This is a genomic window from Tardiphaga sp. GW821-FHT12E02 (assembly GCF_058807155.1).
This window is the reverse complement of record NZ_JBXAQK010000001.1, coordinates 5,457,815-5,478,581: the sequence shown is the minus strand read 5'-3', so window position 1 is coordinate 5,478,581 and position 20,767 is coordinate 5,457,815. Positions and strand designations below refer to the sequence as shown.

Annotated in this window: 17 protein-coding genes; 3 read left to right on the top strand and 14 right to left on the bottom strand. The window is 61.5% G+C overall.

Annotation, left to right across the window (positions count from 1 at the left end):
* Window positions 1–123 precede the first annotated feature (123 nt).
* Together AC1RQ5_RS25700 and AC1RQ5_RS25695 are read left to right on the top strand one after the other, a co-directional pair.
* Window positions 124–1,278, top strand: a complete 1,155-nt coding sequence (locus tag AC1RQ5_RS25700; protein ID WP_493202753.1) for an ABC transporter substrate-binding protein — start codon at window positions 124–126, stop codon at window positions 1,276–1,278.
* A 349-nt stretch (window positions 1,279–1,627) separates the two neighbouring features.
* On the top strand, window positions 1,628–2,776 hold the full coding sequence (locus tag AC1RQ5_RS25695) for an ABC transporter substrate-binding protein (RefSeq protein ID WP_493202751.1): 1,149 nt from the start codon (window positions 1,628–1,630) through the stop codon (window positions 2,774–2,776).
* A gap of 160 nt (window positions 2,777–2,936) precedes the next feature.
* Here AC1RQ5_RS25695 and AC1RQ5_RS25690 read toward each other — a convergent pair whose 3' ends face one another.
* Genes AC1RQ5_RS25690 through AC1RQ5_RS25680 form a run of 3 tightly spaced genes read right to left on the bottom strand, consistent with a single transcriptional unit; the run spans window position 2,937 to window position 6,483 of the window.
* A complete protein-coding gene (locus AC1RQ5_RS25690; RefSeq protein ID WP_398481876.1) occupies window positions 2,937–3,668 on the bottom strand; it encodes an ABC transporter ATP-binding protein in 732 nt (243 codons plus the stop codon).
* Window positions 3,665–5,437 carry a branched-chain amino acid ABC transporter ATP-binding protein/permease gene (locus AC1RQ5_RS25685; protein ID WP_493202749.1) on the bottom strand — a complete coding sequence of 591 codons (1,773 nt, stop codon included), beginning with the start codon at window positions 5,435–5,437 and terminating at the stop codon, window positions 3,665–3,667. The genes AC1RQ5_RS25690 and AC1RQ5_RS25685 overlap by 4 nt, the downstream gene beginning before the upstream one ends.
* 5 nt (window positions 5,438–5,442) lie before the next feature.
* Entirely contained in the window at window positions 5,443–6,483 is a 1,041-nt protein-coding gene (locus AC1RQ5_RS25680) for a branched-chain amino acid ABC transporter permease (protein WP_493202748.1), read from the bottom strand.
* A 183-nt stretch (window positions 6,484–6,666) separates the two neighbouring features.
* Here AC1RQ5_RS25680 and AC1RQ5_RS25675 point away from each other — a divergent pair, with 183 nt between their 5' ends.
* Window positions 6,667–7,173 (top strand): MarR family winged helix-turn-helix transcriptional regulator, encoded by a 507-nt coding sequence (locus AC1RQ5_RS25675; protein WP_493202746.1) that lies wholly within the window; start codon window positions 6,667–6,669, stop codon window positions 7,171–7,173.
* A 200-nt stretch (window positions 7,174–7,373) separates the two neighbouring features.
* On the opposite strand, the gene AC1RQ5_RS25670 is transcribed toward AC1RQ5_RS25675, so the two are convergent.
* The 11 genes from AC1RQ5_RS25670 to AC1RQ5_RS25620 all read right to left on the bottom strand — a co-directional run bounded on the left by AC1RQ5_RS25670 (window position 7,374) and on the right by AC1RQ5_RS25620 (window position 20,740).
* On the bottom strand, window positions 7,374–8,654 hold the full coding sequence (locus tag AC1RQ5_RS25670) for a glycerate kinase type-2 family protein (protein WP_493202744.1): 1,281 nt from the start codon (window positions 8,652–8,654) through the stop codon (window positions 7,374–7,376).
* A gap of 232 nt (window positions 8,655–8,886) precedes the next feature.
* Complete coding sequence (locus tag AC1RQ5_RS25665) at window positions 8,887–10,116, bottom strand: ABC transporter substrate-binding protein (protein ID WP_493202742.1); 1,230 nt, start codon at window positions 10,114–10,116, stop codon at window positions 8,887–8,889.
* A gap of 176 nt (window positions 10,117–10,292) precedes the next feature.
* A complete protein-coding gene (locus AC1RQ5_RS25660) occupies window positions 10,293–11,522 on the bottom strand; it encodes an ABC transporter substrate-binding protein (protein WP_493202740.1) in 1,230 nt (409 codons plus the stop codon).
* 161 nt (window positions 11,523–11,683) lie between these two features.
* Window positions 11,684–12,919, bottom strand: a complete 1,236-nt coding sequence (locus tag AC1RQ5_RS25655) for an ABC transporter substrate-binding protein (RefSeq protein WP_493202738.1) — start codon at window positions 12,917–12,919, stop codon at window positions 11,684–11,686.
* Window positions 12,920–13,086: 167 nt separating this feature from the next.
* Entirely contained in the window at window positions 13,087–14,334 is a 1,248-nt protein-coding gene (locus tag AC1RQ5_RS25650; RefSeq protein WP_493202736.1) for an ABC transporter substrate-binding protein, read from the bottom strand.
* Between the two features lie 228 nt (window positions 14,335–14,562).
* Window positions 14,563–15,789: an ABC transporter substrate-binding protein gene (locus tag AC1RQ5_RS25645; protein ID WP_493202734.1), complete on the bottom strand. Its 1,227-nt coding sequence runs from the start codon at window positions 15,787–15,789 to the stop codon at window positions 14,563–14,565.
* 120 nt (window positions 15,790–15,909) lie between these two features.
* A complete protein-coding gene (locus AC1RQ5_RS25640) occupies window positions 15,910–17,115 on the bottom strand; it encodes an ABC transporter substrate-binding protein (protein WP_493203569.1) in 1,206 nt (401 codons plus the stop codon).
* Window positions 17,116–17,297: 182 nt separating this feature from the next.
* Window positions 17,298–18,326 (bottom strand): branched-chain amino acid ABC transporter permease, encoded by a 1,029-nt coding sequence (locus AC1RQ5_RS25635; protein ID WP_493202732.1) that lies wholly within the window; start codon window positions 18,324–18,326, stop codon window positions 17,298–17,300.
* A gap of 2 nt (window positions 18,327–18,328) precedes the next feature.
* Window positions 18,329–19,207 carry a branched-chain amino acid ABC transporter permease gene (locus AC1RQ5_RS25630; RefSeq protein ID WP_398481853.1) on the bottom strand — a complete coding sequence of 293 codons (879 nt, stop codon included), beginning with the start codon at window positions 19,205–19,207 and terminating at the stop codon, window positions 18,329–18,331.
* Between the two features lie 10 nt (window positions 19,208–19,217).
* Window positions 19,218–19,931, bottom strand: a complete 714-nt coding sequence (locus tag AC1RQ5_RS25625) for an ABC transporter ATP-binding protein (RefSeq protein ID WP_398481850.1) — start codon at window positions 19,929–19,931, stop codon at window positions 19,218–19,220.
* Window positions 19,928–20,740 (bottom strand): ABC transporter ATP-binding protein, encoded by an 813-nt coding sequence (locus AC1RQ5_RS25620; RefSeq protein WP_398481848.1) that lies wholly within the window; start codon window positions 20,738–20,740, stop codon window positions 19,928–19,930. The genes AC1RQ5_RS25625 and AC1RQ5_RS25620 overlap by 4 nt, the downstream gene beginning before the upstream one ends.
* Window positions 20,741–20,767: the final 27 nt, after the last annotated feature.

The window sequence follows — 20,767 nt, the reverse complement described above, 5'->3', positions numbered from 1 at the left end:
CGGCGAAGCGCCGGTGGGGTGGGCCTTTACCAGTCCCTCCCCACTGACCTAAAGAAGGGGCTGAAAGTACAGCCGGACTTTGTTTAGCTGTCGATAACAAAAGAATCTTGAGGGAGAGAACAAATGACCAAGTACCACTCCAAGTGTGCCTTGGCGATGGCGGCCGTGGCCGCGTCGCTGGCAATTGCCACGCCTGCTGCAGCGCAGGAAGTCACGGTTGGACTGACGACCTCCACCACCGGCCCGGCGGCAGCCCTCGGCATTCCCGAGCGCAATGCGCTGGAATTCGTGCCGAAGGAAATCGGCGGCGTGAAGCTGAAAGTGATCGTGCTCGACGATGGCGGCGATCCGACCTCGGCGACCACCAATGCCCGCCGCTTCGTGACCGAATCCAAGGCCGACATCATCATGGGCTCGGCCGTGACGCCGACCAGCATCGCGGTGTCCAACGTCGCCAACGAAGCCGGCATCCCGCATTTCGCGTTGTCACCGCTGCCGATCACGCCGGAGCGCGCCAAATGGTCGGTGGCCATGCCGCAGCCGGTGCCGATCGTCGGCAAGGTGATGTACGACCACATGAAGGCCAAGGGCATCAAGACCGTCGGCTATATCGGCTATTCCGATAGCTATGGCGATCTCTGGTTCAACGATCTCAAGACCCAGGCCGTGCCGATGGGCATCGCCATTGCCGCTGAAGAGCGCTTTGCCCGTCCGGATACATCGGTCACCGGCCAGGTACTGAAGCTGATCGCCGCCAATCCCGACGCCATCCTGGTTGGCGCGTCCGGTACGGCCGCTGCCCTGCCGCAGACCGAGCTGCGCGACAAGGGCTATAAGGGCCTGATCTACCAGACCCATGGTGCGGCCTCGATGGACTTCATCCGCATTGCCGGCAAGGCGGCGGAAGGCGTGTTGATGGCGTCGGGTCCCGTCATGTATCCGGAAGGCCAGCCGGATTCGGCGCTGACCAAGAAGCCCGGCCTGACCCTGAATGCCGCCTATGAGGCGAAGTATGGCCCGAACAGCCGCAGCCAGTTCGCCGGCCATTCCTATGACGCCTTCGAGGTGCTGAAGCGCATCATTCCGACGGCGCTGAAGACCGCGAAGCCCGGCACCCCCGAGTTCCGCGAGGCCGTCCGCCAGGCGCTCCTCACCGAGCGTGAAATTCCGGCGACCCAGGGCGTCTACAACTTCACCGAGAAGGACCGCTACGGCCTCGACGAGCGTTCCCGCATCCTGCTGACGGTCAAGGACGGCAAATACGTGCTGGCGCAGTAAATCTGTTTCACCTCTCCCCACCGGGGAGAGGTCGACCGACGAAGTCGGGCGGGTGAGGGGGCTCCACACGCTCTGTTGCCCGCGGCGCCCCCTCACCCGTCGCGCTGCGCGCGCCGACCTCTCCCCGGAGGGGAGAGGTAAGAAAGAGGCTGACAAGCCTACCTTTTGCCAAGAACCCGCGGCGCCAAGCCGCTTCCCCCGCAGCGCAATATTGGCTAACCAAAGCCGGCCTTCACCTGAAGGCCGGCTTTTTGCCGTGCGCGTTCCGGCGCGCAGATCGCCACCCGTGCCAGCCTGCGGCCTTTGTTGCCGTGGCTGCCGTGCCATCCATCCAAGAAAGTAACAAGAAATGTCCAAGCTTCATCTGGCGATTGCGGCCGTTGCCGCTGCGCTGGCCGTTGCTTCCCCGGCGGAAGCCCAAAGCCCTGAAATCACCATCGGTCTCAGCCTCTCGACAACCGGCCCGGCCGCAGCCCTTGGCGTGCCCTCGCGCAACGCGCTCGACTTCGTGCCGAAGGAAATCGGCGGCGTGCCGCTGAAGCTGATCGTGCTCGACGATGGCGGCGACCCGACTGCCGCGACCACCAATGCCCGCCGTTTCGTCACCGAATCCAAGGCCGACCTGATCGTCGGATCGTCCATCGTGCCGACCTCGATCGCTATCTCGGCGGTGGCGAATGAAGTCGGCGTGCCGCATTTCAGCTTGTCGCCGATGCCGTTTACGCCGGCGCGCGAAAAGTGGTCGGTGGACATGCCGCAGCCGGTCGAGATCGTCGGCAAGGTCATGTATGACCACATGAAGGCCAATGGCGTGAAGACCGTGGGCTATATCGGCTATTCCGACAGCTATGGCGACCTGTGGTTCAACGACTTCAAGACCCAGACTGGCGGGCTGGGCATGAAGATGGTCGCCGACGAGCGCTTCGCCCGTCCCGACACCTCGATCACCGGGCAGGCGCTGAAACTGATCGCCGCCAATCCCGATGCGATCCTGATCGGCGCTGCCGGCACCGGCGCCGGCATGCCGCAGAGCGAACTGCGCGACCGCGGCTATAAGGGCCTGATCTATCAGACCCATGGTGCGGCGAGCAGCGACTTCATCCGCATTGCCGGCAAGTCGGCGGAAGGTGTGCTGATGGCAGCGGGTCCGGTGATGTATCCGGAAGGCCAGCCGGATTCGGCACTGACCAAGAAGCCGGGCCTCGAACTGAATACGGCTTATGAAGCCAAATACGGCGCCAACAGCCGCAGCCAGTTCGCGGGGCACTCCTACGACGTGTTCGAAGTGCTGAAGCGCATCGTGCCGGTGGCACTCAAGACCGCGAAGCCCGGCACCCCGGAATTCCGCGAGGCCATTCGCCAGGCGCTGCTCACCGAACGTGAGATCCCGGCGAGCCAGGGCGTCTACAACTACACCGAAAAGGATCGCAACGGCGTCGATGACCGCTCGCGGATCCTGCTGACGGTGAAGGACGGGAAATACGTTCCGGCGAAGTGAGCTGGAATTCGCAAGAGAAGGCCGGCGGTTGCGAGATCGCCGGCCTTTTCATTGAGGCACCTGCTTGTCAGTCGCCATTGCGAGCGCAGCGAAGCAATCCAGTTTTTGGCCCAGGTCTGGATTGCTTCGTCGCTGCGCTCCTCGCAATGACGGCGGAAGATCAGATCGCGCTTTCGCCTTCGTGCTGGAAGCCGAGATAGCTTGCCACCACGCGCTGGTTGCTGGCGATGTCGCTGGCTTTGCCGTCGAGAACGAATTCGCCAAGCTCCATCACATAAGCGCGGTCGGCGATCTTCAATGCTGCCTGCGCGTTCTGCTCCACCAGCAGCACGGCGACGCCGGCGGCCTTCAATTCACCGACAATCCGGAAAATATCGGCGACGATGATCGGCGCAAGTCCGAGGCTCGGTTCATCGAGCATCAGCAGCTTCGGCGCGCCCATCAGCGCGCGGCCCATGGCAAGCATCTGCTGCTCACCGCCGGACAGCGTGCCGGCGAGCTGCTTGCGGCGTTCCTTGAGGCGCGGGAACAGCGTGTAGACGCGCTCGAAGGAGCGTGCAGCCGTCGCCTTGTCGATGCGGAAGGCACCGAGCAGGAGATTGTCTTCCACATTCATCGTGGCGAACAGTTCGCGATGCTCGGGCACCAGGCTGAGGCCGGCGGCGACGCGGTCCTCGATGTCGAGCTTGCTGATCTCCTTGCCAGCGAAGCGCACACTGCCTTTCAGCGGGAAGATGCCCATGGTGGCGTTGAGCAGGGTCGTCTTGCCGGCGCCATTGGCGCCGATGATGGTGACGATCTCGCCGTCGCGGACGTCGAGATTGACGGCGCGCACGGCCTCGACCTTGCCGTAAGCAACATGCGCGTCGGTGACTTGCAGCAGCGCACTCATGCCGCGGCTCCCAGATAGGCTTTGATCACGTCGGGATTGGTCTTGATCTGGGTCGGTGTGCCCTCGGCGATCTTGGTGCCGAAATCGAGCACCACGATGCGATCAGCAAGGTTCATCACAAATCCCATGTCGTGCTCCACCAGCAGCACCGACATGCCGCCTTCGCGAAGCTGGCGCAGGAGCGCAGCGAGTTGCTGTTTTTCCATGTGGCGGAGACCCGCAGCGGGCTCGTCGAGCAGCAGCAGCATCGGATCGACGCAGAGTGCGCGTGCGATCTCGACGATGCGCTGCTGGCCGAGCGAGAGCGAGCCTGCGAGCTGGTTCATCTGGTCGCCGAGGCCGACGCGCTCGATCTGCTTGGCGGCTTCCGCCAACAGCTTGGCTTCATCGGCACGATCGAGCCGGAGCATGCTTGCGATGGCACCCGCGCTGCCGCGCAGATGCGCGCCGAGGGCGACGTTTTCCAGCACGGTCATGTCGGGCACCAGCTTGACATGCTGGAAGGTGCGGGCGACGCCGAGTTTGACGACCTCCTGCGGCGGTGCCCCGGAGACGCTCTCGCCGCGCACGGTGACCTTGCCGGCGGTGGCCGGCAGCACGCCGGTGATGAGGTTGAAGGTCGTGCTCTTGCCGGCACCATTGGGGCCGATCAGAGCGACGATCTCACGGGCTTTCACATCGAAGGAGACATCATTGACGGCAACCACGCCGCCGAACTGCTTTCGCGCTTTCTCAACCTGCAGCAATATGCTTCCGGCCTGCGCGCTGTCGGCGCGGCCGGGCAGTGCGTCGGCGGCAGCCGGGCGCTTGCGGCTGTCCTTTGCAGGCAGCAGCGACGTGACCCACGGCCACATGCCGGTGGGGGCGAGCTGCAGCAGCGCCACGAGCAAGATGCCGAACACGATGGTCTCGAGCTGGCCGCTGCCGCCGAACAGCATCGGCAGATAGCTCTGCAGCACTTCCTTGAGAATGATCACCACCGCCGCGCCGAGCACGCCGCCCCACACATAGCCGGCGCCGCCGACCACGGCGATGAACAGATATTCGATGCCGAGATGCGGGCCGAACGGCGTCGGGTTCGCCGCACGCTGGAAATGCGCATAGAGCCAGCCGGACAGACCGGCGAGCACGGCGGCATAGATGAACACCAGCAGCTTGGCCCGCGCGGTCTGCACGCCAAACGCCTCTGCCGCCACATGGCCGCGGCGCAGCGCGCGGATGGCGCGGCCGGTGCGGCTATCGAGCAGGTTCATCGACAGCAATGCGGCGATGATGACGGCGATCCAGATCGGGAAATAGATCGAGCCGGGATCCAGCATCTTCCAGCTGCCGATGGACAGCGGCGGAATGCCGGAAATGCCGTCATTGCGCCCGAGGAATTCCAGCTTGCCGAACAGATAGAACAGGCTGATGCCCCAGGCGATGGTGCCGAGCGGCAGATAGTGGCCCGACAGGCGCATGGTGATGAGGCCGAGAAACACGGCGGCGAAGCCTGCGACCAGCAGCGACAGTGGCAGAGTCAGCCATGGCGACACGCCATAGGTCGTCGTCAGCACGGCTGTCGTATAGGCGCCGAAGCCGCAGAAGGCGGCCTGGCCGAAAGAGGTGAGACCTCCGACGCCGGTGAGCAGAACGAGGCCCATGGCCACGAGCGCGGCCAAGCCGATATTGTCGAGCAGCACGATCCAGAATGGCGGCACGCCGGGCACGAACGGGATCGCAGCCATGACGAGCGCGAAAGCGAAAATGGGAAGGAGACGCGATGACATGGCGCTCAATCCTTCTCTTCTTCGACTTCAGGGGCTGCGAGCGAGCGCAGCACCAGAACCGGCAGGATCAGCGTAAAGACGATGACCTCCTTGAAGTTGCTGGCATAGAAGGACGAGAACGCTTCAACGCAGCCGACCAGTATGGCGGCGGCAGCCGTCAGCGGATAGCTCACCAGGCCGCCGATGATGGCGGCGACGAAGCCTTTGAGGCCGATCAGGAAGCCGGTGTCGTAATAGAGCGTGGTAATCGGTACGATCAGGATGCCCGAGATGGCGCCGATGACCGAGGCCAGCAGGAAAGCGAGCTGGCCCGACAGCGTGGTGCGAATGCCGGACAGACGTGCGCCGAGGCGGTTCACGGCGGTGGCACGCAGCGCCTTGCCATAGAGCGTGTAGCCGAAGAACAGCCAGAGCCCGACGATCAGCGCGATGGTGATGGCATAGACGGCGATGCTCTGGCCGGTGAAGCGCAGCGCGCCGATGGTGATGGCGTCGGTGGAGATCGCGGGTCCACGCTGGCCTTCGGCGCCGAAGAAGACGAGGCCAAAGCCCTGCAGCGCCAGGTGGCAGCCGACCGAGGCGATCAGCAGCACCAGCACGGACGTGTGGGCTATCGGCTGGAAGGCAATGCGATAGAGATAGAGGCCGATGGCGGCGACGATCAGCAGCGATAGCGCGATGTTGACGGCGATATTGGACGGCCTGCCGGCCAGCGCCCACAGCACGGCCCAGATCGCCAGCGGGAACACGATGTTCACGGCCAGCGAGCGCAGCACGCGCTTGGCCTGCAGCGCCCGGCGAAAGGTGAACAGGTCGAAGGCGAAGGCAACGACGCCCATGGCGACCGCGAGCTTGATGGTTCCCGGCGTCTGCCCGGCGGAGAGGCTGGCATAGGTCAGCGCGCCAAAGGTGATGAATTCGCCCTGGGGGATCAGGATGATGCGCGTGACTGCAAAGACCAGCACCAGTGCCAGTCCGAGCAGCGCATAAATTGCGCCATTGGTGATGCCGTCCTGAAGCAGGAACAGCAAGATCGTCGTATTCAAGGCCGGACGCTCCCCCACATTGCCTGCCGCGGCGGATACCACAGGGGCAGGACAATCAACAATGGCGGTTGAACCCGCTCACATATTTGATATATTTCATAACGATTATTGATCATAACTCAAGCCCAGCCGCAATTCGACCGGGTGTGACATTCAACCACCGGCTATCGCGGAAGGCGAGTGATGCCCACGTCCAAAACATCCGCCCAGGATTCATCCAAATCGCCGGCGCCCGCTGGTTTGGACGAGGAAGGCGCTGCGCTGCAGATGGGTGAACTCAGCGAATTGCTGGGTTATGTCATCAAGCGTGCGCAGCTGAAGGTGTTCGACGATTTCCATCGCTGCATGGCGCCGCTGCAACTGACCCCGGCGCAGTTTTCAGTGCTGCTCCTGCTGGACAAGAACCCGGGCCGCAACCAGACCGAGATCGCCAATACGCTCGGTATTCTGCGGCCGAATTTCGTGGCGATGCTGGACGGGCTCGAAAGCCGCGACCTGCTGACGCGGATGCGCTCGCCCAGCGATCGTCGCTCGCATGTGCTGATGCTGACGGACAAGGGCCGCGCGACCCTGGCCCGCGCCAAGAAGCTGGTGGCGACGCGACACGAGGCGCGGCTGATCGAGCTGTTGGGGCCGACGGAGCATAAGGCGCTGCTGGGGATGATGGCGAAGATCGCGAACGAGTTTTGAAGCGCGGCTGCGCGTGATCTCCCTCCCTCAAGCGGCACAGCCGCGCAGCGGGGAGGGTGGCGCGTAGCGCCGGGTGGGGTCTATCCCCACGGTAGGACGGAGTTTGGGGAGACACCCCGCCCGTCTCGAAACTCGCTGAACGCTCGCTTCGATCCACCCTCCCCGCTGCGCGGCTTTGCCGCTTGGGGGAGGGAACAGAGTCACCCCACCAAAATCACCCGAACATCATTCACATTCGTCAGCGTCGGGCCGGTCTGCAAAAGATCTCCCGTGGCCGTGAAGAACGTGGTTGCGTCGTTGTTCTTCAACGAAGCGATCGGATCGAGTTTCTGTGCACGCATGGCCTCGAACGTCTTCGCATCGAGCAGTGCACCCGCGGGATCGCTAGCGCTGCCGGCACCGCCATCGGCGCCATCGGTATCACCGGCCAGCGCCACGATGCCTGTGGTGTCCTTGAAGGCATCCACCAGCGCCAGCGCATATTCCTGATTGGGGCCGCCGCGGCCGTTGCCAGTCACCGTGACCGTCAGTTCGCCGCCGGAGACGATGGCGATCTTCTTGCCTTCGGCCTGGGCTTTGAGCGCCATGGCTGCATGCTCGGCCGCAACCTCGCGGGCTTCGCCTTCGAGATCGGCGCCGAGATCGATGACCTCATAGCCGGCATCGCGTGCCACCTGAGCGGCGGCATCCAGCGACTCCTTCGGCCTGGCGATCAGCTTGAACGTAGCGCGCGCGAAAGCCGGATCGTTCGGCTTTGCGCTTTCATTCGCCGGATCGTTCAGTGCGGCGCTGACGGCATCGTCCACGGCAAGCTTGTATTTGGCGACGATGGCGCGGGCGTCCGCAAGCGTCGTCGTGTCCGGCACGGTGGGCCCTGACGCGATCACGGCGGGATCGTCATGCGGCACATCGGAAATCGCCAGCGACAGGATCTCCGCCTTCTGGCCGGCGCGGGCGAGGCGGCCGCCCTTGATGCGGGACAGATGCTTTCGCACGGTGTTGATCTCGCCGATGACGGCGCCCGAGCGCAGCAAAGCGCGGTTGAGTTGCTGCTTCTGCTGAAACGTGATGCCGGCGACCGGTGCGGTCCAGTTGGCCGAGCCGCCGCCGGTGATCAGCACCAGCAGCAGGTCGTCGGTGGTGGCTGTGGCTGCAAGTGCCAGCGTGTCGTCGGCACCTTTCATGCCGGCTTCGTCGGGCACGGGATGGCCGGCCTCGACCACGCGGATGCGGCGGGTCGGCACGCCGTGGCCGTGACGGGTGGTGGCGATGCCGGTCAGACGCTCGGGATCGAGCTTGAGATCGTCGAGATAATGTTTCTCGGCAGCTGCAGCCATGGCGGCGGCGCCTTTGCCGGCGGCCAAGCAGATGATGCGGCCGTTCGGTGGCGCCGGCAGATGGGCACTGAGAATGACGTCAGGATGCGCTGCAGCGACAGCGGCATCGAACATGGCGCGGAGCAGGGGGCGTTTGTCGGTCATGAGGGGGTTATGCCGGGCAATGACGGAGGCGGCAAGATGGGCTTTTCCTTCCCTCTCCCCCTAGCACAGCGAAGCTGTGCGGGGTGGGAGAGGGTGGATCGAACGCGAAGCGTTCGAGACGGGGGAGGGGTAGCCACAGGCTCCGAGCCTAGCCGTACCCCTCATCCGTCTTCGCTTCGCGAAGCCACCTTCTCCCACAAGGGGAGAAGGAAAACATGGAGCTTCGGCCGCCTTAGTTCGTGCCCACTTCGCCCTTCATCACCTCGCCAAAAAGCTTCCAGCTCTCGCCTTCGAACTTCATCAGCTGCATCTGGTCGATCGGTGCGAAATCGGTAGGCGACGTGTTGATCTTCACACCCGGCAGCAAGGTCGGCTGCTGGATGTCCTTCAGGTTCGCCGCCTGCTTCATCACATTGGCGCGGGTGAGGTCGTCGCCACACTGCTGGAGCAGGATCGCCATGGTTACGGCGATGTTGTAGCCGGACATCAGCGAGGAATCCGCGGGATTGCCGTCCGGCACATATTTGGCGAGGAATTCCTTGTAGGCGATCATGCCGGGATCGTCTTTCCACTGCGGGTCAGTGGCGTCCTTGGCGTAATGCGCGGAGATCAGGCCCTGCGCATTCTCGAAGCCTGCTGGCCGCAGCACCTGGCCGACCGAAACGCTGACGCCTGGAACGATCATGGTCGGCTTCCAGCCGAGCTCGGCGATCTTCTTGATGGTCTGTGCGGCAAATTTCGGCGTTGCGAAGATGACGACAACATCGGGATTGGCTGCCTTGATCTTCACGATATGGGAATCGACCGTGGGTTCGGTCAGCTCATAGCTGTCCTCGATGACGATCGACGAAGATTTATCGGCGAAACCGTCGCGGAGACCCTTGAGATAGTCCTTGCCGAAGTCGTCATTCTGATAGAGCACGCCGACCTTGGCGCCGGCCTTCTCCTTCATCAGATATTGCGCGTAGATGCGGCCTTCGCTCTGGTAGCTTGGCAGATAGCCCATGGTCCAAGGAAAGTTCTTGGGATCATTCCACTTGGTGGCGCCAGTGGCCAGGAACAGCTGCGGCACCTTCTTGGCGTTCATGTATTTGTGGATCGCGGTGTTGGACGGCGTGCCGAGTGCGGAGAACATCAGCAGCACTTCATCGCTCTCGACCAGCTTGCGGGTCTGCTCCACGGCCTTCGGCGGCGAATAGGCGTCGTCATAGGAGATGAAGTTGATCTTGCGGCCATTGATGCCGCCCTTGTCGTTGATCATCTTGAAATAGCCGGCCTGTGCCTTGCCGACGGCGCCATAGGCCGAAGCCGGTCCGCTATAGGGCACGATATTGCCGAGCTTGATTTCGGTGTCGCTGGCGCCGGTGTCATATTTCTTCTGGGCGAAGACGGCGGTGGAGGAGACAGCGAGCAACATGGCGGCGGCCGAGAGGGCAGCCAGCCGCACGGAGGTGGCGGACATTCGAGTTCCTTCCCTTGCTTGCAAGGCGTGATTTTCTTGTTCGGCAAATGCGCTCTCGCACTTGCGAGGTGGTCTTACCGCGAATGCTTAGTGGCTCAAAAGGAAAGCGTTCAGAAATGAGAAGAGGCCTGCGAATCTTTGGTCGCAGGCCTCGTTTATTTCGTTGTGAGGAATGATCAGCCGGCGACGTCGGCGCTGATGATGTCGCCGAACAGCTCCCACATCTCGCCCTTGAAGCGCATCAGTTGCAACTGGCTGATCGGCGCGAAGTCCGAGGCCGAGGTATTGATCTTGATGCCGGGCAAAAGGATCTCGGTGCGATAGTCTTTCAGGCTCGCGGCCTGTTTCATGACGTTCTCGCGGGTGAGGTCGTCACCGCACTGCTTCAGCACCTGCACCAGCGTCTGTGCCGCGCCGTAGCCGACGATGACATTGCCGTCGAGCTTGTTGCCCTCGGGAAAATCCTTCGCCAGGAAAGCGAGGAAAGTCTTCATGCCGTTGTCGTCCTTCCATTGCGGATCGGACACGTCCTTGGCATAGGCGGCGGAGATGATGCCCTGGCCGTTCTCGAAGCCGGCCGGCTTCATCACGCTGCCGACGGACGCCGAGACGTTGTTGAGGAAGTGCTCGGGCTTCCAGCCGATCTCGGCAATCTTCTTGATCGCCTGCGCGGCGAATTTCGGCGTGGTGATGTTGATGAAGACATCGGCGCCCGAGGACTTCAGCTTGACGATGTGGCTGTCGATGGTCGGCTGCGAGGTCTCATAGGCCTCTTCCGCGATGATCATGGTCGCGGCCTTGGCGCCGAGCCCGTCCTTTAAGCCCTTCAGATAGTCTTTTCCGTAATCGTCATTCTGGAACAGCACACCGATCTTGGCGTTCGGTCGTTCCTTCAACAGATACTTGGCATAGATCTGGGTTTCGGACTGGTAGCTGGGCTGCCAGCCCATGGTCCAGGGAAAATCCTTCGGATCGTTCCACTTGGTGGCGCCGGTGGCGACGAAGAGTTGCGGCACCTTCTTGGCGTTCATGTATTTGTGGATCGCCGAATTGGGTGGTGTGCCGAGCGGATTGAAGATGAGTAGTACTTCGTCGCTCTCGACCAGCTTGCGCGCCTGCTCGACGGTCTTCGGCGGGGAATAGCCATCGTCATAGCTGATGAAATTGATCTTGCGACCATTGATGCCGCCTTCGGCATTGATCTTCTTGAAATAGGCCTCCTCGGTCTTGCCGATCACGCCGTAAGCGGAAGCAGGTCCGCTATAGGGCATGATGTTGCCGATCTTGATTTCGGTGTCGGTGACGCCGGGGCCATATTTCTTCTGGGCAAGCGCGCCGGATGTGGTGACGGCAAGGATGGCGACGGCAGCCGGAAGCGCGGCCAAACGCAGATGCATTGCGGGCATTTCTGTCTCCCTGATGATGGCGTGTGTGTCATGTTGTTGACGCTGGAGCTCTGCGGCTCCTTGCGACATTCAACACCCGCGCGCGATCACCGGCAAGAAAAAGCCCCCGCGACATGATCGCGAGGGCGGTATCGTTGTGTCTCTTCGCTGTTGCAGCAGGATTATTGCGTGGGTGCTACGTCGCCACTGAAGATTTCGCCAAAGCGCTCCCACGCATTGCCCTTGAAACGCTGCATCTGCAATTGCGAGATCGGGGCGAAGTCGGTGGGGGAGGTGTTGATCTTCACGCCGGGCAGCAGCGTGTCCGGGACAAAATCCTTCAGGCTGGCGGCCTGCTTCATCACATTGGCGCGGGTGAGGTCGTCACCGCACATTTCGAGCACCTTTACCAATGTCTGCGCGGCGCCGTAGCCGTAGATCGTGCTCGAGTCCGCCTTGTTGGCTTCCGGCATGTATTTGTCGAGGAAGGTGTTCCACTTCTTGATGCCGGCATCGTCCTTCCATTGCGGATCGGTGCCGTCCTTGCTGTAGGACGCCGACAACACGCCCTGTGCATTGTCGAAGCCGGCGGGCTGCATCACCGCGCCGACCGAGATGCTGACATTGGCAAGGATCTGCAGCGGCTTCCAGCCGAGTTCAGCAGTTTTCTTGATGGTCTGCGCCGCGAATTTCGGCGTGGTGAAGATCATCAGCACGTCAGGATTGGCAGCCTTCAGCTTCACCACATGGGTGTCGATGGTCGGCTCGGAAATCTCGTAGCTGTCCTCGATGGTGATCATCGACGCAGCCTTGGCGCCGAGACCGTCCTTGAAGCCTTTCAGATAGTCTTTTCCGAAATCGTCGTTCTGATAGAGAACGCCGATCTTGGCATTCGGCTTCTCCTTCAGCAGATACTTTGCATAGATGACTGCTTCGCTCTGATAAGAAGGTTGCCAGCCGATCGTCCATGGAAAGTTCTTCGGATCATTCCACTTGGTGGCGCCGGTGGCGACAAACAGCTGCGGCACTTTCTTGCCGTTCAGATATTTCTGGATCGCGGTGTTGGAGGGCGTGCCGAGCGGATTGAAGACGACGAGCACTTCGTCTGATTCGACCAGCTTGCGGACCTGCTCCACGGCTTTCGGCGGCGAGTAGCCGTCGTCATAGCTGATGAAGTTGATCTTACGGCCGTTGATGCCGCCCTGCGCATTGATCATGTTGAAATAGGCGGCTTCGGTCTTGCCGATCAGTCCATAGGCGGAAGCTGGGCCGCTATAGGGGATGATGTTGCCGACCTTGATCTCCGTATCGGTGGCGCCGGTGTCGTATTTCTTCTGCGCGAATGCGCCGGTGGCAGTTGTAGCCAGTAAAGCCAACGCAGCGGAAACCGCTGCCAAGCGCATTGATCGTGCGAGCATTCAAAGTCTCCCGAGGTCGTTCGTCCCAATCGTTTTGCGGAGCTCTGCGGCTCCTGCGACATATTGAACGCCTGTCGCCGTCACGTCACAAGGAAAAGCCCCTGCGACAAAATCGCAGGGGCCCGGAATTGCTATAAAATGCGTGCAGTGCGGCGAGTGCGTTGCACTTACTCGGGCGCAGCCACATCCGCATTGATGACGTCGCCGAACAACTCCCACTTGTCACCTTTGAAGCGCATCATGCGGAGCTGCGCGATCGGCGCATAGTCGGTGGCCGAGGTCGTGATGGTGATGCCCGGCAGCAGCGTATCCGGCGCAAAATCCTTCAGGCTTGCGGCCTGCTTCATCACATTCTCACGGGTGAGATTGTCACCCGCCATCTCCAGCACCTTCACCATGGTCTGGGCCGCGCCGTAACCATAGACGAGGCTGTTGTCGGTGCGATCAGCGCCCGGCATGTATTTGTCGATGAAGGCCGACCACTTCTTCATGCCGGGGTCGTTGTTCCACTGCGAGTCCGCGCCGTCCTTGCGATAGTCGGCCGAGAGCACGCCCTGCGCATTGTCGAAACCGGCGGGCTGCATGACGGCGCCAACGGACACGCTGACATTGGTGACGAGCTGCAGCGGCTTCCAGCCGAGTTCGCCGATCTTCTTGATGCCCTGGGCGGCAAATTTCGGCGTGACAAAATGCACGACGACGTCGGGATTGAGCGACTTCACCTTGACGATGTGAGAGTCGATGGTCGGCTCGGAGATCTCATAGCTCTCCTCGGTCACGAGCATCGTGGCGGCCTTGGCGCCGAGCGCTTCCTTGAAGGCCTTCTGGTAGTCCTTGCCGAAATCGTCGTTCTGATAGATCACCGCGACCTTGGCGTTCGGCTTCTCTTTCATCAGGTATTTGGCGTAGATCTGTGCCTCGACGGCGTAGCTCGGTTGCCATCCCATGGTCCACGGGAAATGCTTCGGGTCGTTCCACTTGCTGGCGCCGGTGGCGACGAAGAGCTGCGGCACCTTCTTCGCGTTCATGTATTTCTGGAACGCGGTGTTCGACGGCGTGCCCAGCGAATTGAAGATCAACAGGGCCTCATCGGACTCCACCAGCTTGCGCGCCTGCTCCACGGCTTTTGGTGGCGAGTAGGCGTCGTCATAGGTGATGAAATTGATCTTGCGGCCGTTCACGCCGCCATTGTCGTTGATCATCTTGAAATAGGCGGTTTCGGTCTTGCCGATCAGTCCATAGGACGAGGCAGGGCCGCTATACGGCATGATGTTGCCGATCTTGATCTCGGTATCGCTGGCACCGGTATCGTATTTCTTCTGGGCGAGTGCGCCGCCTGTGGCAGCGACGCTGAGGGTCGCAGCGACGGACAAGAGCAAAAGACTGTCTGTGGTGCGCGAAAGGATCGACGGCATTTCCAACTCCCGAATTCTGTTTTTCTTTGAGGGCCTTTGTGGCTCCGGTTGAATTCAACACCGTTCGCACGCATGCGGCAACAGAAAGCTCCTTGTGCTGGCGTCACAAGGGGCTGATTTATTGAGCATTCTGTCGGGTGGGCAAAGGCGCGTTTGCGCCGTGCCCGCCATCCGCGGTCAAGGGATGCGGTGGGCAGGCCTCGCTTTGTCCACCCTGTGAGTTACGCTTTACCGCTTCATCTCTCCGGAAATGACCGGTCCAAACGGCTCCCATGTCTCGCCGGTAAAACGTATCATCTGCAGCTGTTCGATCGGGTAATGATCGCTGACCGACGTGTTGAGCTTCACGCCGGGCAGCACGATATCCGGTACGAAATCCTTCAGATTCGCAGCCTGCTTCATGACATTGGCGCGGGTGAGATCGTCACCGGCCTGCTTCAGCACCTGCACCATCGCCTGGGCCACGCCATATCCATAGACGGTGGAGATGTCATTGCGGCTGTAATCCGGGGCATATTTGGCGAGGAAAGTGGTAAAGCGCTTCATGCCCTCGTCATTGTCCCACTGCACATCGGAGCCGTCCTTGGCGTAGTAGGCCGAAAGGATGCCTTGCGAGATGTCGAGGCCGGCCGGCTTCAGCACTGAGCCGACCGAGGCGCTGGCATAGCCCTGGATGTAGAGCGGCTTCCAGTCCAAGGCGGCGACCTTGCGGATTGCCTGCACCGCCGACTTCGGAGTGGTCACGCTGATGAACACATCGGCGCCGGAAGCCTTGAGATTGATGATGCGGCTGTCGATGGTCGGCTCGCTCACTTCATAGCCTTCGGCGGCGACGATCATCGAGGTTTTGTCGCCAAGGCCGTCCTTCAGGCCCTTGAGCACATCCTTGCCGAAGTCGTCGTTCTGATAGAGCACCGCGATCTTTGCGTCGGGCTTCTCCTTCAGAATATAGGTCGCATAGATGCGGCCTTCGCTCTGATAGGGCGGCTGCCAGGCCATGGTCCACGGATAGGCCTTGTGATCGCCGAATGACGTACTCCCAGCGCCAACGAAGAGCTGAGGCACCTTCTTGCCGTTCAGGTATTTCAGGATCGCCGTGTTCGATGGCGTGCCCAGCGGGTTGAAGACCACGAGCACCTCGTCTGATTCCACCAGCTTGCGCGCCTGTTCGACCGCCTTGGACGGATTGTAGGCGTCGTCGTAACTGATGAAATTGATCTTGCGGCCATTGATGCCGCCCTGATCGTTGATCATCTTGAAGTAAGCGGCCTCGATGATGCCCGCCGTGCCATAGGCCGAGGCCGGACCGCTATAGGGCATGATATTGCCGATCTTGATCTCGGTATCGGATGCGCCGGGATCGTATGCCTTCTGCGCACAAGCGGTGCCCGCGACTGCGAAAGACAGAGCTGCCGTCAAAGCGAATGCAGCGGGCGAGCGAAAGCGGGTCGGCATATCCAGAACAATCCTCGGCGCGGCGAGGGGGCGCCGATGTCGGCACCAAAAGAAAACCCCTCGCAATGTGATCGCGAGGGGCACTGTCGATGTGGCAGAAAGATGGTGGCGGGAACCCGCTCAGCCGTCGATCTTGCCGGCGATGATCGGGCCGAACAGCTCCCACTTCTCGCCCTTGAAGCGCTGCATCTGCAGCTGCTCGATCGGGTAGAAGTCAGTGGCCGAGGTCGAGATCGTCACGCCGGGCAGCAGGGTATCGGGCGCAAAATTCTTGAGATTGGCCGCTTCCTTCATGATGTTCGCGCGGGTCAGGTTGTCGCCCACCTGCTTGAGCACCTGGACAATGGTCTGGGCCTGGCCGTAACCATAGACGACCGAGCCGTCATTCTTGTCCATGCCGGGCGCGTATTTGGCGAGGAAGGCATAGAATTTCTTCATGCCCTCGTCATTGTCCCAGCTCGCATCGGCGCCATCCTTGGCGTAGTTCGCCGACAGGATGCCTTGCGCATTGTCGTAGCCTGCCGGCTTCATCACGCTGCCGACCGATGCGCCGACATTGCTCTGGATGTAGGTCGGCTTCCAGCCGAGTTCGGCGGTCTTCTTGATCGCCTGTGCGGCAAACTTCGGCGTCGTGAAGCTGACAAAGGTATCGGCACCGGCCGACTTCAGCTTGATGACATGCGAGTCGATGGTCGGCTCGGACACTTCATAGCTGGCTTCGGCGATGATCATTGAGGCGGCCTTGGAGCCGAGACCGTCCTTGAGGCCCTTCAGCATGTCCTTGCCGAAATCGTCGTTCTGATACATCACGCCGATCTTGGCGTCGGGCTTTTCCTTGAGCAGATAGGCCGCATAGATCCGCGACTCGCTCTGATAGGCGGGCTGCCAGCCCATGGTCCACGGGAAGTCCTTATACTCGCCGAACTTGGTGGCGCCGGTGGCCACGAACAGTTGCGGTACCTTCTTGGCGTTCATGTATTTCTGAATCGCCGAATTCGATGGGGTGCCGAGCGAGCTCGCGATGAACAGCACTTCGTCGGACTCGACCAGCTTGCGTGCCTGCTCCACGGCCTTCGGCGGCGAGTAGCCGTCGTCATAGGTGATGTAGTTGATCTTGCGGCCGTTGATTCCGCCCTGATCGTTGATCATCTTGAAATAGGCTTCTTCCATCTTGCCGATCACGCCATAGGCGGAGGCTGGCCCGCTATAGGGCATGATGTTGCCGATCTTGATCTCGGTGTCGGTGGCACCGGTGTCGTATTTCTTTTGAGCGAAAGCTGTGCTGCCTGCTGAGGCAACGAGGGCCGCGGCAATCGAGAACGTCATTGCGCGCGAGCTAAACGAAGGCATTTCTGGTCTCCTTGATCATGTCCATGAAACCGCGCGTGTTGTTGTTTTTATGAATGCTGCGGTGCGCGGATTGAACAGGTTTCGCCTGCTGATGGCAAGAAAAAGCCCCCGCAACTTTCGTCGCAGGGGCCTCTGATAGTTAATGTTGCTTTGATCGATCAGCTTCCGCGCAATTTGCTGAACATCGCCTGTGCGCCATAAGCGAGCTGACGCGCGCCGTTCGGCAGCAGGAAGATGATGAAGATCAGGATGACGCCGAACACGGCACCGGACAATCCCTTCGACACATGCTCGGCGATGTTCGGGACGAACACGATGAACAGCGCACCGGCCAGCGAACCCGGCAGCCAGCCAACGCCGCCGACCACCATGCCGAGGAACAGCGCGATGGCGAGCTGGATGGTGTAGCCATCTGGCGCCACGAACTGCACGGCGATGGCGCCAAGACCACCAGCAATGCCGGTAATGCCGGCCGAGACGCCGAAGGCGAGGGTCTTGTAGAGCGCTACATCGACACCCATCGCGGAGGCCGCGATTTCGTTGTCACGGATCGACATCATCGCGCGGCCGGAGCGCGACTTCAGCAGATTGACCGACACGATGTAGATGACGATCGCAACGACGAGGGTGAAGAAATACAGCCACATGTCCTGCGAGACCTTCAGCCCCATGGAGGCGAAGATCTCCGGGGCATCCGGCTTGGTGACGACCAGGCCCTGCACGCCGCCGGTCCAGTGCTCGAACACGCCGAGCTTCAGGAGCTGCGGCATCGCCACGGCCAGCGCAAAGGTCGCCAGCGCGAGGTAGATGCCGGACAGCCGCAGCGCGGGCAGGCCGAACAGGAAGCCGGCGATGAAGCAGACGATGCCGGCAAACGGAAGCGTTAGCGCGTAGTTCATGCCGGCATGTTCGATCAGGATCGCCGACGTATAGGCCCCGAGCGCGTAGAACGCGCTCTGGCCGAGCGAGAACTGGCCGCTGGCACCCGTCAGTATGTTCAGCGCCAGCACCGCAATCGCGTAGATCAGAACCATCGTCATCTGGAAGATGATGAAGTTCTTGACGAAGAACGGCGTGATCGCGAGGAGGGCGAGCAACACTAGCGAGGCGCCCGGTCCGAGCGACATCGCCTTCTTGGGGACGGCAGCGACGACCGGAGCAGAGGAGACTTCTTGCACGGTGCTCATGATCACACTCGCTTCACGATGGTGCGGCCGAACAGGCCATGGGGTTTGACGACCAGCACGGTGATGATCAGCGCCAGCGCGATGGGCAGCTTGAGCTCGTTACCGACACCCGGAATGTAGGTGCCGACTAGATTCTCGAAGATGCCGACCAGGAAGCCGCCGATCACGGCGCCGAGCGGGCTCGACAGGCCGCCGACGACCGCGGCCGCGAAGCCGTAGATCAGCACGCCACCCATCATGTTGGGCTCGAGGAACACGACCGGAGCGATCAGCATGCCGGCGATCGAACCGATCGCAGCTGCCATGCCCCAGCCGAGCGCGATCATCCACGAGGTGTTGATACCGACGAGGCGGGCCGATTCAGGCATCACTGCCGCAGCGCGCATCGCCAGACCCACGCGGGTGTAGCGGAAGAAAGCGAACAGCAGCAGCAACAGCACCAGCGTGACACCGATCATGCCGGCTTGATGCGTCGAGATCAGCTGGCTGCCCAGGAACGGGGCAGAGCCGAACGGCGACGGAAACTGCTTGATGGTGAAGTCCCAGGTGAGGCCCGCGACACTGTTCACGATGGCAAACAGCGCGATGAAGCCGGCGACATGGGTCAGCACCGGCGCCTTGGCGAGCGGCTTGAACAAAGCCCGCTCGATCACGACACCGCCGATGAAGGAGAAGATCAGCACCAGGATGAAGGCGACCCAGTAAGGCACGCCCCACTGCATTAATTGCCAGGCGATGAAGGTCGAGAACATCGCCATTTCGCCCTGGGCGAAGTTCAGGTGGTCGATCGCCTGGTAGATCATCACGACCGCGAGCGCCATACAGGCATAGATCGCGCCCGTGGCAATGCCAGCCAGGACTTGGTTGGTAAACAGCTCCATGGCTTCCCCCTCAATATCCCAGATAGGATTTACGGACGTCTTCGTTGTTCGCGATCTCGTCGGCGGTGCCGGACATCACGATGCGTCCTGTTTCGATCACATAGGCCTTGTCGGCGAGTTCGAGCGCGAGCTGTGCGTTCTGTTCGACGACCAGGATCGAGACCTTGTCCTCGCGGTTGATCTTGCCAAGGATCTTGAACAGATCCCGCACGATCAGCGGCGCGAGGCCGAAGGAGGGCTCGTCCAGCAGCATCAGGCGGGGCCGCAACATCAGCGCGCGGGCCACCGCGAGCATCTGCTGTTCACCGCCGGACAGCGTGCCGGCCTGCTGGGTGTGGCGCTGCTTGAGCACCGGGAAGTGGTCATACATGCGCTCGATGTCGCCATCGATCGCCTTGGTGTCCTTGCGGCTGATGGCGCCGAGCTGCAGGTTTTCTTCCACCGTCATGGTGGTGAAGGTGCCGCGGCCTTGCGGCACATGGGCGATGCCGAGGCGCACGATGCTTTCAGTCGACTTGTTGTCGAGCTTCTTGCCCTCGAACTCGATCGAGCCGGTGGAGCGGACCATGTTGCAGATCGCCCGCAGCGTGGTGGTCTTGCCTGCGCCATTGGCGCCGAGCAGGGTGGTGAGGCTGCCTTCCTTGAGGTCGAATTCGAGGCCGTGCAGTGCCTGGACCTGGCCGTAATAGGCGCGCAGGTCCTTTACATGAAGCATGGTGCTCATGAATCCTTGTCCCCCAGATAGGCCTTGATGACAGCCGGGTCTTTCTGGACGGCAGCCGGGGTGCCTTCCGCGAGCTTCTTGCCGAAGTTGAGCGCGACCACGTGGTCGGCGATCGACATCACGAGGCCCATGTGATGCTCGACGAGCAGCACGGTGACATCGCGTTCGTCGCGAATGCGGCGGATCAAATCGCCGAGGACATAGACTTCCTCATGATTGAGGCCGCCGGCGGGCTCGTCCAGCAGCAGGATCTTCGGCTCGGCCGCAAGTGCGCGAGCGAGTTCGACGCGCTTCTGTGTGCCGAACGGGAGCCCTGACACGATGGTGTCGGCGACGCCCTGCAGATCGAGGTAATCGAGGATGTCGTTGACGTCCTTGTTGATCGCGGCTTCGCCCTTGCGCACCCATGGCAGCTTCAGCGCATCGCTGACGATGTCGCTATTGGTGCGTGCATGCTTGCCGACGCGCACATTGTCGCGAACCGTGAGGTTCGGAAACAGCGCGACGTTCTGGAACGTGCGGCCAATGCCGATTTCGGAGATCTTGTGGGCGGGCCGTGTCAGGATTGACTGGCCCTCCATCAGGATGTCGCCCTTGCTCGGCTGATAGAGCCGGCTGAGGCAATTGAAGAGCGTGGTCTTGCCGGCGCCGTTCGGTCCGATCAGGCCGAGGATGTGGCCCTTCTGCATGTTGAACGAGACGCCGTTCAACGCGATAATGCCGCCGAACACGACGCTGACGTCGTTGACCTGCAGCAGTGGAGCGCCTGAGGTGACAGGCACGCGTTCTGCGAGCTGTGCCTGTGTCATGTACGGCATCCTTCGCGGTCGCGAAGG

What these genes read in the sequence shown, in the direction of transcription:
- AC1RQ5_RS25640 (WP_493203569.1), bottom strand. Translation starts at nt 17,115, where the DNA reads ATGACGTTCTCGATTGCCGCGGCCCTCGTTGCCTCAGCAGGCAGCACA.
- AC1RQ5_RS25700 (WP_493202753.1), top strand. Translation starts at nt 124, where the DNA reads ATGACCAAGTACCACTCCAAGTGTGCCTTGGCGATGGCGGCCGTGGCC.
- AC1RQ5_RS25645 (WP_493202734.1), bottom strand. Translation starts at nt 15,789, where the DNA reads ATGCCGACCCGCTTTCGCTCGCCCGCTGCATTCGCTTTGACGGCAGCT.
- AC1RQ5_RS25620 (WP_398481848.1), bottom strand. Translation starts at nt 20,740, where the DNA reads ATGACACAGGCACAGCTCGCAGAACGCGTGCCTGTCACCTCAGGCGCT.
- AC1RQ5_RS25690 (WP_398481876.1), bottom strand. Translation starts at nt 3,668, where the DNA reads ATGAGTGCGCTGCTGCAAGTCACCGACGCGCATGTTGCTTACGGCAAG.
- AC1RQ5_RS25675 (WP_493202746.1), top strand. Translation starts at nt 6,667, where the DNA reads ATGCCCACGTCCAAAACATCCGCCCAGGATTCATCCAAATCGCCGGCG.
- AC1RQ5_RS25660 (WP_493202740.1), bottom strand. Translation starts at nt 11,522, where the DNA reads ATGCCCGCAATGCATCTGCGTTTGGCCGCGCTTCCGGCTGCCGTCGCC.
- AC1RQ5_RS25670 (WP_493202744.1), bottom strand. Translation starts at nt 8,654, where the DNA reads ATGACCGACAAACGCCCCCTGCTCCGCGCCATGTTCGATGCCGCTGTC.
- AC1RQ5_RS25685 (WP_493202749.1), bottom strand. Translation starts at nt 5,437, where the DNA reads ATGTCATCGCGTCTCCTTCCCATTTTCGCTTTCGCGCTCGTCATGGCT.
- AC1RQ5_RS25635 (WP_493202732.1), bottom strand. Translation starts at nt 18,326, where the DNA reads ATGAGCACCGTGCAAGAAGTCTCCTCTGCTCCGGTCGTCGCTGCCGTC.
- AC1RQ5_RS25655 (WP_493202738.1), bottom strand. Translation starts at nt 12,919, where the DNA reads ATGCTCGCACGATCAATGCGCTTGGCAGCGGTTTCCGCTGCGTTGGCT.
- AC1RQ5_RS25695 (WP_493202751.1), top strand. Translation starts at nt 1,628, where the DNA reads ATGTCCAAGCTTCATCTGGCGATTGCGGCCGTTGCCGCTGCGCTGGCC.
- AC1RQ5_RS25665 (WP_493202742.1), bottom strand. Translation starts at nt 10,116, where the DNA reads ATGTCCGCCACCTCCGTGCGGCTGGCTGCCCTCTCGGCCGCCGCCATG.
- AC1RQ5_RS25650 (WP_493202736.1), bottom strand. Translation starts at nt 14,334, where the DNA reads ATGCCGTCGATCCTTTCGCGCACCACAGACAGTCTTTTGCTCTTGTCC.
- AC1RQ5_RS25630 (WP_398481853.1), bottom strand. Translation starts at nt 19,207, where the DNA reads ATGGAGCTGTTTACCAACCAAGTCCTGGCTGGCATTGCCACGGGCGCG.
- AC1RQ5_RS25625 (WP_398481850.1), bottom strand. Translation starts at nt 19,931, where the DNA reads ATGAGCACCATGCTTCATGTAAAGGACCTGCGCGCCTATTACGGCCAG.